This is a genomic window from Methylobacillus flagellatus KT (genome assembly GCF_000013705.1).
Taxonomy (GTDB): domain Bacteria; phylum Pseudomonadota; class Gammaproteobacteria; order Burkholderiales; family Methylophilaceae; genus Methylobacillus; species Methylobacillus flagellatus.
The window spans coordinates 2,811,452-2,826,936 of the sequence record NC_007947.1 but is presented as its reverse complement, the minus strand read 5'-3'; the positions used below and the strand labels follow the sequence as shown (position 1 = coordinate 2,826,936).

The window sequence follows — 15,485 nt, the reverse complement described above, 5'->3', positions numbered from 1 at the left end:
TGAAGAAGGCGTATTCTTTACAATACCTGCATGACATCTGATACATCCTCTTACCCGCTGCGCAATATTGCCTTCCTGAAGCTGCTGGCTTTCCGCGTCAGCATCACGTTCTCGTACCAGATCATGGCAGTGGTGGTGGGCTGGCATATCTACCAGATCACGCGCGACCCCCTATCGCTGGGCCTGATCGGCCTGGCCGAAGTGATTCCTTATTTCTGTACTGCCCTGTTCGCCGGTTATGCCGTTGATCGCTATTCCCGTCGCCTGTTCGGCGTGATGGCAAGCATCGTGCTCGCGATCAATGCCCTGGTGTTGGCCGGGATCGCTGCCGGATGGTTGTGGCATCCCAGCGAGTCGTCGCAATTCATCTATCTTTCGATTGCCTGCGTTGGTTTTGCACGCGCTTTCATCGGCCCGTCTTATAGCGCCCTGTTCGCGCTGGTATTGCCGCGCCAGCAATTTGCGCGCGCCGCCAGCATCGGCAGTTCGGTGTTGCAGACCGGGTTGGTGCTGGGACCGGCGATCGGGGGCGGTGTGATCGCCCTCGCGGGCATCAGCACGGCTTACGCCTGTTCCGCAGTATTCGCGGGGGTCGCCGTCGTTGCTATGTTGAGCCTGAAGGTGAAGACGCCGGTTGTCGAGATGGGGGCCCCGGTGTTTGCCAGCATCGCCCAGGGCTTGCGCTTTGTCTTCAGCAACCAGGTCATGCTGGGCGCGCAGGCGCTGGACATGTTTGCCGTATTGTTCGGCGGCGCGGTCGCCATGCTGCCGATGTTCATCCATGATGTGTTCCAGCACGGGCCGGAAGGCCTTGGCATCCTGCGCGCCGCCCCTGCGGTGGGTGCGATCGCCACCGGCATCTGGCTCACACATCACCCGGTCAATCGCCGGGCCGGGCGGATATTGCTGGTGGCGGTGGCAGGATTCGGGCTCAGCATCATTGCCTTTGCCTTGAGCAGGAATTTCTGGCTCGCGGCGTTTCTGCTTCTGATTTCCGGCATCTGCGACGGCGTGTCGGTCGTGGTGCGGACGACGATCATGCAATTGATCACCCCGGATGACATGCGAGGCCGTGTTTCCGCAATCAATGGCATATTCATCGGTTCTTCCAACGAGCTGGGCGCTTTCGAGTCGGGCATCGCAGCCAGGCTGATGGGCTTGATCCCTTCCGTCATTTTCGGTGGAGCGATGACGATCGCGGTAGTAGGCGTAGTGGCGCGCTTCGCGCCCAAGCTGCGCCGCCTTAACATGCGCGACCTGCACTGATCCCTGAAGGCCGATCGGCCGCCTAGCGCTGGGTAGGAAAATGCGCCGGGTCGCTCAATGCCCGGACAATTTCGTCATACACCAGGCGAATGCGTTCCGGCACCGGGCCACGGCGTGGACGGTAGACGTTCAAGTCCCAGGCTGGCGCCACGAAATCGTCAAGCACGCTCACCAGCTCTCCCCTCTTGAGTTGCGGTATCACCAGCGGCGCGCCAATCTGGGCAAAACCGACGCCCTCCAGGGCAAGCGATACTTCGCTGTCGGAGTCGTCGGTGATGAAGCTGGCCTGCCTGGGATTGATCTGCTGTCCGTCGGCAAAGAACCATGGCCAGTTCTTACCGCTGCTCTTGTCGACGAGGGCGATGGTGGGAACGTCATGCAAATCTTTCAGTTGCTGTGGCATTCCGACGCGTGCTGCCAGCGCTGGCGTGGCGACGACGAGAAACGATACCTTGGCGAGTGAGCGGGCGACAAAACTGCTGTCGCGCAGCAATCCTACCCGTACCCCGATATCGATCTGTTGTTCCACCACGTCGCTATGCATGTCGGAAAGGCGCAAGTCGATGGTGATATGCGGGTGCTCCCTGGTGATGCGGCTCAGCACAGGTTGCAGAAAACGCCTGCCAATCACGACGGGTGCGGTGATGCGCACCACGCCGCCTATATCCTGTTCCTGCAGCCTGTTGTCGGTGATGAATAATTCATCCATGCTGTGGATGGCCTCGCGTGCGCGCAGGGCCAATTGCTCACCAAATTCCGTGATGCGGATGTGACGCGTGTTGCGGTAAAACAGCGGCTCCCCGAGCAGCGACTCCAATTCCTTGACGGCCCGGGTGACCGCCTGTGGCGAGATGCTGAGCCTTGCGGCTGCTTCCTTGAAGCTGGAAGCTTCCGCAGTGACGCAAAAGATGCGCATCATTTCCAGGCGGTTGAGCATAAGAAGGTCCGGTTTTATTGTCCAGTCATGATTATTCCATGGAATGGAATTCTAAAATAAGCATATTTCCATTTATCGCGTAGGGAAATATCCGCATACTCAACAGTATCTGGTTGAAAAATAACGATATATTGTTTCATATATAGCGTTTCCCCGTGAATGAAATATAAGGAATCCCTATGGTAACCCTGGATATCAACGGCGAAAGCCGGCAACTCGATGTGCCCAATGAGATGCCCTTGTTGTGGGCTATCCGTGATGTTGCGCAATTGACCGGTACTAAGTTCGGCTGCGGTATGGCCTTGTGCGGCGCATGCACCATCCATCTCGATAGCGAACCGGTACGCGCTTGCGTCACGCCGGTCTCGGCTGCTGTGGGCAAGAAAATCACGACGGTGGAAGCCGTGGGCGAGGACAAGGTGGGCAAGGCGGTGCAGGCGGCATGGCTGGAGCTGGGCGTTGCCCAGTGCGGCTATTGCCAGGCTGGACAGATCATGTCGGCGACCGCGTTGCTGCGCTCCACGCTCCATCCCACGGATGAGGATATCGATGAAGCCATGAGCGGCAATATCTGCCGTTGCGGCACCTATCCGCGCATTCGTGCGGCGATCAAGCTTGCTGCCAAGGAGGGTGCGAAATGAGCCAGTCACTGATATTGGACTTGCCAGACCTCAGCCGCCGTCGCCTGCTCAAGGGCATGGGGCTGGCAACTGGTCTCGCGCTTACGATCAGCGTCAGCGGCCTGGTGCGCGCGGCGACGGGGGAACCCAAGAAATACGGCGGCGATGCCATGCCGGGCGGCCTCAAGGAGGATGTGCTGGTATTCGTTTCCATCGGCACGGACGGTATCGTCAACATCGTCGCGCACCGCTCGGAAATGGGCCAGGGCGTGCGTACCAGCCTGCCCTTGGTGGTAGCCGATGAGATGGAGGCAGATTGGGCGCGGGTCAATGTGGTGCAGGCCGAGGGTAACGAAGCGAGATACGGCAACCAGAATACAGATGGCTCGCGCAGCATGCGCCATCATTTCGAGCCCATGCGCCGCATCGGCGCCACGGCCCGCATGATGCTGGAAGCTGCTGCTGCCGCTGCCTGGAGTGTGCCGGTCAGCGAAGTGCAGGCAAGGCAGCACCAGGTGATCCACAAGCCCAGCGGCAAGACGCTGGGTTACGGCGAGCTGGCAACGGCAGCGTCCAAGATGCCCATCCCTGCGAAAGAAGACCTGCAGCTCAAGCCAGCTTCCGAGTTTCGCTACATCGGCAAACAGAACACGCGCAATATCGACGGCCGGAAAATCGTTACTGGCACCACGCATTACGGTATCGATACCAAGCTGGAAGGCATGCTGCATGCGGTCGTGGCGCGGCCACCAGTGTTCGGCGGCAAGGTGAAGTCGTTCGATGCCAGTGCGGCGCTCAAGGTGCCAGGCGTCGTCAAGGTGATCGAGCTGCAAGGCAGCAACCTGCCGCCCTTGTTCCATCCCCTGGGCGGCATCGCGGTGCTGGCGAATAACACCTGGGCGGCCATCAAGGGGCGCGAGGCGCTCAAGATCGACTGGGACCATGGCGCCAATGCCGCGTATGACTCGTCCGCTTTCCGCAAGACCATGGAGGAAGCGGCCCGCAAGCCCGCCAAGGCAATGCGCGACACCGGCGATGCGGCAGGCGTGCTGGCCAAGGCCAAACAGGTGTTTTCCGCAGAGTATTACCAGCCGCATATCGCGCATGCCACCATGGAACCGCCAGCTGCGACGGCGCGTATCGTCGCGGGAAAATGCGAAGCCTGGGCATGTGTGCAGGATCCGCAGGCCACAGTGAATGCCGTGGCCGGTCATCTCGGCTTCAAGCCGGAGCATGTCCGTGTCAATGTCACCCTGCTCGGCGGCGGGTTCGGCCGCAAGTCGAAGCCGGATTTCGTGGTGGAGGCCGCCCTGCTCTCCCAGGCGATGGACGGCAAGCCGGTCAAGGTCACCTGGACGCGCGAGGATGACCTGCACCATGATTATTACCACACGGTCTCGCTCGAACGCATCGAGGCAGCGCTGGATGACAAGGGCATGCCGACTGCGTGGCTGCATCGCACCACCGCGCCTACCATTGCCTCCATCTTCGTCGAGAACGCCCAGGGCGGCGCACCGTTCGAACTCGGCATGGGCGCGGTGAACCTGCCATTCACCATTCCCAATATGCGGGTGGAAAGCCCTCCAGTCCCTGCGCATACCCGCATCGGCTGGTTTCGCTCGGTGTCCAATATCCCGCATGCTTTTGCGACCCAGTCCTTCGTGGCCGAGCTGGCGCACAAGGCCGGGCGCGACCACCGCGATTACCTGCTGGATCTGCTCGGCCCTGCGCGCAAGGTCGACCCGGACAGCATCTCGGACAGCTGGAACTACGGCGAGTCGCCCGAGCGCTACCCGCTGGATATCGGGCGCATGCGCCACGTGGTGGAGCTGGCTACGCAAAAAGCCGGATGGGGGCGCAAGCTGCCCAAAGGCCACGGCCTGGGCCTGGCGTTCTGCTATAGCTTCGTTACTTATGTGGCCGCCGTGGTTGAATTGGTAGTGAGTGATGACGGTGAAATCAGCATCCCGCGCGTGGATATTGCCGTGGATTGCGGGCCGCAGGTCAACCCGGACCGTATCCGCTCACAAGCGGAGGGCGCGTGCATTATGGGGGCCAGCCTGGCGCTCACGGGTGAGATCAGCTTCAAGAACGGTGTTGCTCAGCAAAACAACTTCCATGAGTACCAAGTGATGCGCATCGAGGAAGCCCCGCGCGATATCCATGTGTATCTGGTCGATCATGGGCTGGATGTGCCGCTGGGCGGCGTTGGCGAACCCGTGACACCGACCATTGCCCCGGCGATATGCAATGCCATTTTTGCCGCGACCGGCAAGCGCATCCGCACCCTGCCGATCCGCGACCAATTGAAGGCATAAGCGTCATGCATGCTCCTGAGCAAGACGCGCTGGAACACGCGATCGCCTGGCTGCAGGCGGGCCATCGGGTCCACCTGTGCACCGTGGTGCGGACCTGGGGTTCGTCGCCGCGCCTGCCGGGTGCCATGCTGGCATTGCGCGACGATGGTCAGCTGCTGGGTTCCGTTTCCGGCGGGTGTATCGAGGATGAGCTGATTGAGCGGGCGCGCGACGGCCGCCTGCCGGAGGTGAATGGCCTGCTCGAATATGGCGTCAGCCGCGACGAGGCGCAGCGCTATGGCATTCCCTGCGGCGGCCGCCTGCAGATTTTCGTCGAGCAGGTGCAGGATGCCGACGTGTTGCGGCCGGTCCTGGAAAGCCTGCGGCAACGCAAGCTGTTGCGCCGCTCCGTGCGGCTCGGCACCAATGACATCGTACTTGGCGAAGCCATGCCGGGCGCCGTGGCTTGCCTGGAGGATGGCTGGTTCCATCATTATTTTGGCCCGCAATGGCGCTTGCTTATCATCGGCGCCAACCAGCTGGGCGCCATCCTCGCCAGCATGGCGCAGGCGCTGGAATTCCATGTGCTGGTGTGCGACCCACGCGAGGAAATCCGTGCGCAATGGCAGGTGGATGGCGTGCAATGGTGCGAATGCATGCCCGACGACGCAGTGCTGGAAATGGTGCCTGATGCCTATACTGCCATCGTGGCAGTGACGCACGATCCCAAGCTCGACGACATGGCCCTGCTGGAGGCATTGCGCTCGGAAGCCTTCTACGTCGGCGCGCTCGGTTCCAGGCTCAACCAGGATAAGCGCCGCGAGCGCCTGCGCATGTTCGACCTCAACGAAGAAGAGATCGGCCGTTTACATGGTCCGGTAGGCTTGCCGATCGGCAGTCGCACGCCTGCAGAAATCGCCATCGCCATTCTGGCGGAGATCATTCAGGTTCGCTCGCAGCAGCGTGCGGCGGCGATCACCAGCCAGTCGATCGCGAATGCATTGTCTACGGGCAATGCTTGCGCCAGTTAAACGCAGCTGTCCAAGTCTCCCGATGGCTTTGCCTTGCTGGACGCAACGCATAGGCTGGGCTTGGAGCGCTTTGCCGGGTGTAATGCGTCTTTCGGCGCGCCCATGCTTGTAGTGGGCCCCGGCCTGTTAGGGTGCGGGCAATAAGCGCTGCAACTCCTCCCAGGTGTCGAAGTCCTGAAGGATGCCTGGGTCGTCGCACGCAACCAGCTCGATATCCTGTGCATGGCGTTGCAGGACAGAGCGGGCGCCTTCATCGCCAGACAATGCCGCCAGTTGCGCAAAAAGCTGGTGGCTAAATCCCACGGGGTGGCCACGCACTCCCTGATAGGCGGGCGCGGCGATCCGAGCGCCCGTTGCCAGTTGCGCCGCTACCGCAGCAATGGTGTCCGGGCGGATAAATGGCATATCGGCCAGTGCCACCACGATGGCATCCGGAGGCCGCTGGCGTGAAACCACATGCCGGACGGCAGCTGCCAGGCTGTCGGCCATCACCTGTTCGTGCGGCTTGCAGGACAAGGTTTCCAGCCCGCAGTCGGCAAGTATTTGGGCAAGTGCGGGCGCCCGGACCACTGCCAGGCAGTCAGGCAACGCAGCAAGCAAGTGGCGAGCGGCAACGACGGCAGTGGCTTCTCCGCCCTGCAGGGGGTAAAGCAATTTATTACCGTGGGTGAAACGGCGGGAATGTCCGGCGGCGAGCAGGATGGCGGTAATCTTCATGTCCACTAATCTTCAGCGGTAAGCATGTGCGATAGAGCCAGCTGGGCGACCATTGCAACATCCTTGCTCAGCAGCAGGCCAGGCTGGTCAAGCTCTGACAGGAAGAACCACTTGGCTTCAAGCGCATCATCAGCGGCAACTGGCGTACCGGAAAGCCATCGGCACAGCACGGCAATCAGCACGAAATGTTGCTCAAGCTGCAGGGCGGTGGTGTGCGAGAATGCATCGACGGCGGTGATGACCCGCATGGCCTCGGCATGGATGCCGGTTTCCTCCAGTAACTCCCGGATGGCGGCTTGCTCCATCGTTTCGCCAATATTGATCTTGCCGCCAGGAAATCCCCAGTAGCCTGCATCGGGAGGATTAGCGCGCCGTACCAGCAATACCCGCTGCTCATGGACGACAATAGCGATCGTGGCAGGAATCGGGTGAGGCGTTAGTGCCATGGCGTAATGGCGAGATGTGCTGGTTTTGTCGGCGACGACACCTCTTCATGTGCTCGTCATCTCAGGCAGTAGGGTCTGCTGGATATTGAGTATTGCCTGGTTCTGGTTCTGGTTCTGGTTCTGGTGCAGTGACAGTCTCAGCCTTGGGCTTGCGAGGCTGTTTGCGTCGCGCTTCCAGTGCCCTTGCCTGTGCCGCATCGCGGGCCGTGACCTCCCCTGCCGGATTGCCTTCAAGATCGATGCGCGGCGCGCCTTCGACGATGCTGGCCCAGTAGCGGGTGCCCCGGCACCAGGTTTTGACCGCTTCCGTGATGGCAGCTTCTTCCAGCTTGATCTCGCTGGCTTTTGCCAGCAATTCCTTGTGGATACCGATTTTGAGCGGCAGCTTGGGCGCCGGGTTCTTAGGGAATGCCTTGGGGAAAAGCCGTTGTAACCTGCCAATGGTCAGCACCACGGGATCTACCGGATTTTCCTGCTGTTTGCGCGGAGCAGAAGCTTTTGATCGGGCTTGTGCCTTTGGCTGAGGATTGACCGGACGCTCTGCCTTGGCTTTGGCGGCCAGTTGTTTTTTCAGTTCTGCGAGTTGTTCAAAGCCCATGGTGTTATCTTGCGGGGTGAAAAATACAATTCTACTACTGAATGCAATATATTCAGAGATACCTTTGCAGTCATTCGTGATGAATCTCAGCATGCCCGGCAGAATGGCTTGACGGCTCGAATCCAACATTCTATTATTCCATGGAATGTTGGAGTGATCGATATGGTGAATCATATAAACACTGCTTGCCATCATGATGACGCCATGTCGGATTGCAAGATGGTGGAGTCAGCGCAGCTCGATAAGGCTGCGGCCATATGCCATGCATTGAGCGATGCCGGGCGGTTAAGGCTGTTGCTCTGGCTTGCTCAGCGTGAGATGTGTGTTTCAGAATTGGTCGCACTGGAACAGGACAAGGTCAGCAGTGTGTCGGCACGCTTGCAAATGCTGCATGCCGTAAACCTTGTGACCAGACGGCGCGAAGCGAAGCATATGTTCTATGCGCTTGCCGATGTACATGTGCATCGACTGCTGCGCAATATTCTTGATCATGCGGCTGAGGCGGTTTCCGGCCGTTGAATTGTTGTTTTTCATTAGAAAAGGAGTCGCGGCTATGACAACCTGTAAACACCCTCATCACCATGAGCATGCCCACCAGCACGGGCCTGATTGTGGGCATACGGCCATTGTGCATGAAGACCATGTCGATTACCTGCACGATGGGCACCTGCATCATCCTCATGAAACCCATGTGGATGAACATGTGATTGCGGTATCGGCAACCAACCCGGAAGCATGCACGCCAACGCATCATTGCGCAGGACATGAACCAGGGCATGTGCATGGCCCTGAATGCGGTCATGCGGCAGTACCCCACGGTGATCATGTGGATTACCTGGTGGACGGGCATCTGCACCATCCTCATGGCGACCATTGTGACGACCATGGGCCGGTAAAGCTGGCCTGATCTTCCCTGTGTGATGAACCATCCCGGGCGGAGTTTTTAAGAGCGGCCCCGGGATACTGCCTGTCACGTGTTTGTCCTGCCGTTTATTCGGCTGATTGCACCGGCGTATCCAATGCCTGCTTCACCCGGTACATGAATTCCCTGCGCACACTGCCTTTGTCCTGCGGCCTGACCTGGAATCGGGCACGCAGCACGGCAGTTTCATGATCCATGTGCTCGATACCGGCAATTTCAAGGTCACCTTGAATCTTGTCGCGGAAATCCTCATCAGCGCGTAATTGTGTTCCGATACTGCGCATTACCTGCATGATATGGGTGAAATCGCTGGCGATGGGAACCTTGATGTCGATCACCGCATAGGCAAAGCCCCGGCTCATGTTGCTTACGGTCGTAATGACGCTGTTGGGGATGAAGTGCACCGTGCCTTCGTAGTCGCGCAAGCGGATATGGCGTAGGGTGACTTCTTCTACCGTACCTTTCTTGCCAGCAGTCTCGATGGAGTCACCCTGGCGGATCTGGTTTTCGAGCAGCATGACCAGCCCATTGAAGTAATCCTTGACCAGGCTTTGCGCGCCGAAACCTACCGCCACGCCGACAATACCGGCGGCGGCCAACACGGGCGCGAGCGAGATGCCAAATTCGTGCAGCACCTCGATCACGGCAATCGTGCCAATCACCGTGGTGGCGACATAGCTGATGACGCGTCCAAGCGTTTCGATACGCTTGAGCTCCTCCAGATTCCGCTGCGCACGGGCACGCAATCTGTTCTTGAGCATGCGGATAGCCTTGTTACAGAACCGGATGAGTAAAATGGCGGCCAGCACGACGAACGTGATGCGCAACGCCGACATGATCAACGGAATGATATTGTCAGGCGTGCCGAGAAAAGCGAGAAACGAGGGCATGAGTCACCTTTCCTGCCAATTGAATCAAAGCTGTAACCAATAAAAGCCGAGTGGCGGAATCTCCAGGGTGCCGTGTTTGGTGGACAGGGTCTCCCCGCTATAGAGATCCTTGACTTCGACATGCCTGAACAGATTGACCGAATCCAGCTCCCGCAGGTTCATGTACTGCGGGGAGGCGTCGAAGTTGGCGATCACGAGCACGCGCGAATGCATGCCCTGGGATGTGAAGCGCAGGAAAGTGAATAAGTGCGGGTTGCTGGTTTCGAAGATCTCGCGATTGTTGAGGTCGGCAAAAGCAGGAATCTGCTTGCGCACGGCCAGTATCCTCTGGATAGCAGTGAATATGCGATTTTCCACCGTGCCAGGTTCGTGGCGGCGGGCAGCCTTGTTCCAGTCCAGGCTGGGACGGTGCACCCAGCGGCTGTCATGGTGCTTGTTTTCATCATCCAGATAGGTGTTGTCGTTGAGGGTGCCGATCGAATCCCCGTAATAGATGAGCGGAATGCCGCCAAAGGACGCGATCATGCTATGCAGCAGGATGATGGTGCGGATACTGGTGTCGATGGCCTGCGCGTCATTCCGCAACAGGGCGGTTTCCAGCCCCGCCAGGGAGGCCAGCGAACCCGAGATGCGTGCGTCCCCGGTCTTGGGGTTGACGCCGAAGGCAACGCCGGTTGCCGTGGAGCCTTGATAGGCGCCGGTGTAGTAATCGACCAGGAAGCGGCGGTGTGCCTGCGGGTCGTAGCCCGAGGCGCGAATGTCGTTGTCGTCGAAGCCCAGGCCGATATCGTCGTGGCAGCGCACGTAGTTGAGCCAGGTGGCACCGTCGAGCTTGGTGGGCAGGCTACGCAGCCCGCGGTTGAGCAACAGGGTCTTCTTGGTGGCGACGGCATCCCACAGCAGGGCCATATAGGTGGCGTTGTAGGCGATCTCGCATTCCTTGGCATTGACTGCATCCTCGCCGAAATACTTGATGATCTCCAGCGGGGCGACGATGGCCTCGGCGATGAACAAGGTGCCGGGCGCGGTTACCTGGCAGCAGTCTTTCATGAGCTGGAGGATGAGGTGCGCCTCCCGCTCGTTCTGACAGGGGCTGCCGATTTTCTTCCAGAGGAAGGCGACTGCATCGAGACGTATCACGTCTGCGCCGTGGTTGGCCCAGAACAGGATGATATCGATCATCTCGATGAATACAGACGGGTTCCTGTAGTTGAGATCCCACTGGAAGTTGTTGAACACCGTCATCACCCAGCGCCCCATCTTCTCGTTCCAGGTGAAGTTGCCGGGCGCGGTATCGGGAAATACCTCGGGCATGGTCTGCTCGAACAGGTCGGGGATCTTTCGATCCGGATACGTGTAGTAGTACTCCTGGTACTTCTTGTTGCCCTGCTGGGCTTTCAGCGCCCATTCGTGCTCGTCGGATGTATGGTTCACCACGACGTCGAGCACCAGCAGCATATCGCGGCTGCGCAGTTCGGCGCTCAGGGTATCGAGATCTTCCAGCGTGCCGTATTTCTCATCGATCTTGCGGAAGTCACGCACGGCATAGCCGCCATCGTTACGTCCCTTTGGGCCATCGAGAATGGGCATGATATGGATCAGGTTGATGCCCAGCTCCTGCAGGTAGTCCAGCTTCTCATGCATGCCTTTCAGGCTTTGTGCAAATTCCTGGCAATAGAGCGCATAGCCCGCGAGCTTCTGGCTCAGGAACCAGTTGTGATCCTTTTCGCGCGCAAGGTCGCGATGGCGCAGCTCCTGGGGTCGGCTGACGTATTGCTTCGCCATGACGGCCACCAGCTTGTGCATCTGCAGGCGGAAATCCTGCCGGTCGCCGTAAAGCTGGTGGAACAATGAGTGAATGGCGTAGAAATTCGCCCCCAGGCGGATATAGAAGTGCTTGAGGTCTTCGCAACCCACCTTGGGGTCCAGGCCGATGAGGATATCGTTCAGTAACGAGTGGGAGACTTGTTCGTACATGCCGTTCTACTTTCTTGCAGTGACTGTGAGGCTAATGCTCGCTGACAGGGCTGGGCTCGATTTCATCGAAGCGGTAATGGGCAATGCCCTCCAGGATGCCAGCCGCGTAATGCCCCTTGGCGAAATAGACTTGCTCCATGCCGCGTAGTTGCTCCAGCTCCTGGCTATGGTTGCCGACGACCACGCCCAGTGTGTCGCCCACCAGCATCTCATGGTCGTTGCCGGAATCCCCCGCCACCAGAAAGTGCCGGACGGGCACGCCCCATTTATAGGCCAGGTAGCGGATGGCATGCCCCTTGGATGCGCGGATGGGCAGCAGGTCGAGGAACTCGTTGTGCGAGTAGATCAGTTGCGCAAACAACTGCTGGCTGCGCAGGTGCAGGTTGATCTCCTCCAGCGGCGGCATCTTGTCCGGATCCACGATGTAGCTGAGCTTGAATTCGCGCTGGTTTTCCTCTGCCTGCAGCGTCAGTCCCGGAAAATATTTCATGGCTTCCTCCAAGGCGTCTCGGCGCCATTTGTGGCGGATATGGTTCGCCCAGCCGGTATCGGGAATCAGGCGCGCGCCGTAATGGATCTCGCTGCCGACGGAGGTGATCAATACCTCGGGAATGGGAACCTGCCATTGCCTGAGGATATTGACAGCGCTTTCTATGGTGCGGCCGGTAGCGATACCGAAGGCAAATTTGCCCTTGCGCTCCTTGAGCCAGTGCACCAGTTGCCGTAATGAGCGCTTGTCGCCGAGCAAGGTATTGTCGATATCGCTGATCAGGGCGGAGTTAACCAGCGGCATATAGGATTTGCCCGAATCCAGCGTAATAACGAGCTGGCGGCGCCAGCGTTTGCGGTCACGCCGCAACACCTGACTGACCTGCTTCATATAGGTGTTGACGTGGGCGGGCCAGTTGTAATGCCGCCTGATGCCTGCCAGGCCGTTCTTGGCCCAGGTGCGCCAGCGCTTCTTGTCCGACAGCAGATCCAGCAAGGCACTGGCAATCGCGTTGCTGTCCAAGGTATTGGCAAGTAACCCGCTGCGGCAGTTCTGCACGATGTCGCGCGGGCCGCCGTCGTCCGGCGCCACAAAGGGCAGGCCGCTGGCGGCAGCCTCGATCAGCGTGAGGCCGAATGGCTCGGTGAGGGCGGCATTGACGAAAACCCCGCGGCGGCGCGCTGCCAGGCGGTATAGCTCGGGGATGTTGTCCTGCGAGACATGCTTGGGGATAGCAACCTTGCCCCAGAGGTCGTAGCGGTCAATATCCAGCAGCAGTTCCAGCATAACTTGCTGCTGCGACTCCTCCAGCTGGCGGATGTCATCGCGCGCGCCTGCCACGATCAGCAGGTTGGCTTGCTGCTGCAGCTCTGTGCTTTCGCCGAAGGCTGCAATCAGGCCCTTGAGGTTCTTGCGTACCTCAGGGCGGCAAATGGTCAGAATCAGTGGCTTGTCGGGGTTGGAGAAAAAACGGTCGATCTGCGCCTGCAGCTCCGAAGATATCTTGCGGCGGCCAGGGGGGGAAAAGCGCGTGGTGTCGGTACCGGGAGGAATGACGCGGAAACGCTGGTAGTCGAAATGCCGGTACATGCTGTACTGCTCGTCAATCTCCTGCTGCGTGCTGGTGACGATCATGGATGCGTGTTCGAGAATGGATTCTTCTGCGGCAATCCGGCGTTCGAAATTGAACTGGCGCTCGATGCTGGATGCCTTGCGGCCAGCCGCAAGCAGGCGTTGGCGCTTGGGATGGCCGAGGGAGTGCCCTGTGTGCACCTGCGGAATGCCGAGCAGCAGGGACAACTGTCTCCCGACATAGCCGGCGTCAGCATAGTGGGTGTGCAGCAGGTCGGGCAGCCGGCCGCCCTGGCTGCGCAGGAAATGCAGGCACTGATCCACCATCTGGTCGAGGTGCGGCCACAGGGATTCCTTGCGCAGGTAGCGCCTGGGGCCGCAGGGCAGGCGGATGATGCGGGCATTCTGTTCCAGCTGCTCCTCGGGAACACTGTAATCCTTCGACACGTTCTCGTCTTCGATGCGGCGCGTGATCAGGTCGACCTTCTCCACCATCGGATGCTTGCCCAGCGCGCGGGCAAGCTCGACGACGTAAGTAATCTGCCCGCCGGTATCGGCATCGCGGCCCAGCTCCAGGTTCTCGGCACGGATCAGCCCATGCATGCTGATCATCATGATATAGATAGGGCGTTCGTCAGGTGTGCTCATAGTTGCCACTCCTGCTTGTATGGCACATAGAACGCCAGAGAAGACGGCGCGGCTCCGCGTACGCTGCACAGCGCGGCAGCAAACTGGTTGGCGCGCGCCAGGGTCACATCGGCAGGCCAGCCCTTGAGGATGCCGAGGATGAAGGCCGAAGCGAAAGCGTCACCAGCACCTACCGTGTCGACAAAGGTTTGGGGCGGCTCTGCGCCCTCCACGGCTTCCACCTGCCCTGCTGCATTCATCAGCCAGCTCCCCTTGTCGCCTTCTGTTACCAGCAGCAAATCGAGGTTGAAGCGCTTGATCAGTGCGGCGGCATGTTCCTGTGGCGAGCGTCCTGGCAACCGCAACATCTTGACCAGGATGGCGAGCTCCTCATCGTTGAGCTTGACGAGATCGGCGCGCAACAGGGAGCGGCGCACTGTGTGCTTGTCATACCACGGGTCGCGCAGGTTGATATCGAGAAAGCGGGGGCTGGTGCCATAGTTGAGAAAATTATCCAGGGCCAGGCGCGATTCCATGTTGCGCTGGGCCAACGTGCCGAAATACACCAGGTCGGGCTTGGTGGCCATGGTGACCATGTGCGTCACGCCGGCATGAATATAGTCATAGGCCTGCGCAGGCAAAATCTCGAATTGATGCCCGCTGGGGGATAGGTGAACCTTCACCTGTCCGGTTGGATGAACGGGGTCGATCTGCACGCCGCTGGTATCCATGCCCAGGCGCTGCATTTCCTCCAGCAGTTCGCGCCCGAGGTCGTCCTGGCCGACGCGGGTGATCATCACAGGATGCAGGCCAAATGCCTGCAAGTGGCGGGCGACATTGAACGGGGCGCCGCCCAGCACGCTGCCATCGGGGAAGACATCGGCGAGCACCTCGCCGAAGATGGCAACCGCATGGCCGTTGTTTTTCTTGAAGTCACGTTGAGTTAATGCCACTGCTGCTCCTTTATTTATTATGTACAGCGGCTGACAAAGCTCGCCTGCCAGGTTGCATTGCCTTCCTGCCCGTGACGGCTGGCTGGCTAGGTCGCCAAGCTGAGTTTTGTTAGCCGCTTGTGCTGGGCGCAAGGCATGATCGGGCGTGGCAAGCGGTTGGCGTATGGAATGCAGACCACAGCTATCCTGCGCCAGTTGCGAATGCTTCATCGAGTAGCCGCGCAAGGGTCTGACTCTTACTACGATAACTGTCTGTATGGCTTACCAGCGTTGCCTGACCGATGTGTGAACTGGCCCGGGAGTGTTGAGGCATGCTCTTCTCGGACCAGGTGGATGCCTTTGCGCTCATGGTGTTGCTGGTCATGTGCATCAGCTTGGATGGCATTCTTGAGGTGAGGTTCAAAAATTAGTCCTCTTTGTGCCGTTTCCGAAAACATCCATCAGGTAACGCAATGGCTCTTCAAGTCCAGTGGCGGTTTCTCGCCCCGCAATTCGGCCCAGGATTGTTGCGATTATCGGATCGACACGGTATGGCGGGCATGAAGGATGATCTTGCTGGGCTCGGTATCGTGGAATAGGAGTTGGCACTCGCCTAGCGTGCCTCAGGGGATGGGAATGCCAAGCGATCCTACCTTATCCCAGA

At 59.4% G+C, this 15,485-nt stretch carries 15 protein-coding genes; 7 read left to right on the top strand and 8 right to left on the bottom strand.

What is annotated here, in order from left to right; all coding sequences use genetic code 11:
- Positions 1 to 30: 30 nt before the first annotated feature.
- The gene (locus MFLA_RS13355; protein WP_011480839.1) at positions 31 to 1,266 is read left to right on the top strand and encodes an MFS transporter; all 1,236 of its coding nucleotides are present in this window, start codon (positions 31 to 33) and stop codon (positions 1,264 to 1,266) included.
- Positions 1,267 to 1,288: 22 nt separating this feature from the next.
- Here MFLA_RS13355 and MFLA_RS13350 read toward each other — a convergent pair whose 3' ends face one another.
- Complete coding sequence (locus MFLA_RS13350) at positions 1,289 to 2,203, bottom strand: LysR family transcriptional regulator (protein ID WP_011480838.1); 915 nt, start codon at positions 2,201 to 2,203, stop codon at positions 1,289 to 1,291.
- A 179-nt stretch (positions 2,204 to 2,382) separates the two neighbouring features.
- Between MFLA_RS13350 and MFLA_RS13345 the strand changes: the two genes are divergently transcribed.
- From MFLA_RS13345 to MFLA_RS13335, 3 genes are read left to right on the top strand one after another with little or no spacing between them, the layout of a single operon-like run.
- Positions 2,383 to 2,844 carry a (2Fe-2S)-binding protein gene (locus MFLA_RS13345; protein WP_011480837.1) on the top strand — a complete coding sequence of 154 codons (462 nt, stop codon included), beginning with the start codon at positions 2,383 to 2,385 and terminating at the stop codon, positions 2,842 to 2,844.
- The gene (locus MFLA_RS13340; protein ID WP_011480836.1) at positions 2,841 to 5,141 is read left to right on the top strand and encodes a xanthine dehydrogenase family protein molybdopterin-binding subunit; all 2,301 of its coding nucleotides are present in this window, start codon (positions 2,841 to 2,843) and stop codon (positions 5,139 to 5,141) included. The genes MFLA_RS13345 and MFLA_RS13340 overlap by 4 nt, the downstream gene beginning before the upstream one ends.
- Before the next feature lie 5 nt (positions 5,142 to 5,146).
- The gene (locus MFLA_RS13335; protein ID WP_011480835.1) at positions 5,147 to 6,151 is read left to right on the top strand and encodes an XdhC family protein; all 1,005 of its coding nucleotides are present in this window, start codon (positions 5,147 to 5,149) and stop codon (positions 6,149 to 6,151) included.
- Between the two features lie 126 nt (positions 6,152 to 6,277).
- Here MFLA_RS13335 and MFLA_RS13330 read toward each other — a convergent pair whose 3' ends face one another.
- The 3 genes from MFLA_RS13330 to MFLA_RS13320 all read right to left on the bottom strand — a co-directional run bounded on the left by MFLA_RS13330 (position 6,278) and on the right by MFLA_RS13320 (position 7,912).
- Positions 6,278 to 6,868, bottom strand: coding sequence for a nucleotidyltransferase family protein (locus MFLA_RS13330; RefSeq protein ID WP_011480834.1), 591 nt, complete (start codon positions 6,866 to 6,868; stop codon positions 6,278 to 6,280).
- A gap of 5 nt (positions 6,869 to 6,873) precedes the next feature.
- Positions 6,874 to 7,314, bottom strand: a complete 441-nt coding sequence (locus MFLA_RS13325; protein ID WP_011480833.1) for an NUDIX hydrolase — start codon at positions 7,312 to 7,314, stop codon at positions 6,874 to 6,876.
- Positions 7,315 to 7,375: 61 nt separating this feature from the next.
- Complete coding sequence (locus MFLA_RS13320; RefSeq protein ID WP_011480832.1) at positions 7,376 to 7,912, bottom strand: ProQ/FinO family protein; 537 nt, start codon at positions 7,910 to 7,912, stop codon at positions 7,376 to 7,378.
- A gap of 9 nt (positions 7,913 to 7,921) precedes the next feature.
- Here MFLA_RS13320 and MFLA_RS14975 point away from each other — a divergent pair, with 9 nt between their 5' ends.
- A complete protein-coding gene (locus MFLA_RS14975) occupies positions 7,922 to 8,431 on the top strand; it encodes an ArsR/SmtB family transcription factor (protein ID WP_229407068.1) in 510 nt (169 codons plus the stop codon).
- A gap of 34 nt (positions 8,432 to 8,465) precedes the next feature.
- Positions 8,466 to 8,819 carry a hypothetical protein gene (locus MFLA_RS14970; RefSeq protein ID WP_048811762.1) on the top strand — a complete coding sequence of 118 codons (354 nt, stop codon included), beginning with the start codon at positions 8,466 to 8,468 and terminating at the stop codon, positions 8,817 to 8,819.
- Between the two features lie 83 nt (positions 8,820 to 8,902).
- On the opposite strand, the gene MFLA_RS13305 is transcribed toward MFLA_RS14970, so the two are convergent.
- The 4 genes from MFLA_RS13305 to MFLA_RS13290 are packed head-to-tail and all read right to left on the bottom strand — an operon-like array spanning position 8,903 to position 14,842.
- Entirely contained in the window at positions 8,903 to 9,724 is an 822-nt protein-coding gene (locus tag MFLA_RS13305; protein WP_011480829.1) for a mechanosensitive ion channel family protein, read from the bottom strand.
- Positions 9,725 to 9,748: 24 nt separating this feature from the next.
- Positions 9,749 to 11,701: an alpha-amylase family glycosyl hydrolase gene (locus MFLA_RS13300; protein WP_011480828.1), complete on the bottom strand. Its 1,953-nt coding sequence runs from the start codon at positions 11,699 to 11,701 to the stop codon at positions 9,749 to 9,751.
- A gap of 31 nt (positions 11,702 to 11,732) precedes the next feature.
- A complete protein-coding gene (locus MFLA_RS13295) occupies positions 11,733 to 13,910 on the bottom strand; it encodes an HAD-IIB family hydrolase (RefSeq protein WP_011480827.1) in 2,178 nt (725 codons plus the stop codon).
- Positions 13,907 to 14,842, bottom strand: a complete 936-nt coding sequence (locus tag MFLA_RS13290; RefSeq protein WP_011480826.1) for a carbohydrate kinase family protein — start codon at positions 14,840 to 14,842, stop codon at positions 13,907 to 13,909. The genes MFLA_RS13295 and MFLA_RS13290 overlap by 4 nt, the downstream gene beginning before the upstream one ends.
- A gap of 452 nt (positions 14,843 to 15,294) precedes the next feature.
- Here MFLA_RS13290 and MFLA_RS15020 point away from each other — a divergent pair, with 452 nt between their 5' ends.
- The gene (locus MFLA_RS15020) at positions 15,295 to 15,420 is read left to right on the top strand and encodes a hypothetical protein (RefSeq protein WP_267864403.1); all 126 of its coding nucleotides are present in this window, start codon (positions 15,295 to 15,297) and stop codon (positions 15,418 to 15,420) included.
- The last annotated feature ends 65 nt before the right edge of the window (positions 15,421 to 15,485 follow it).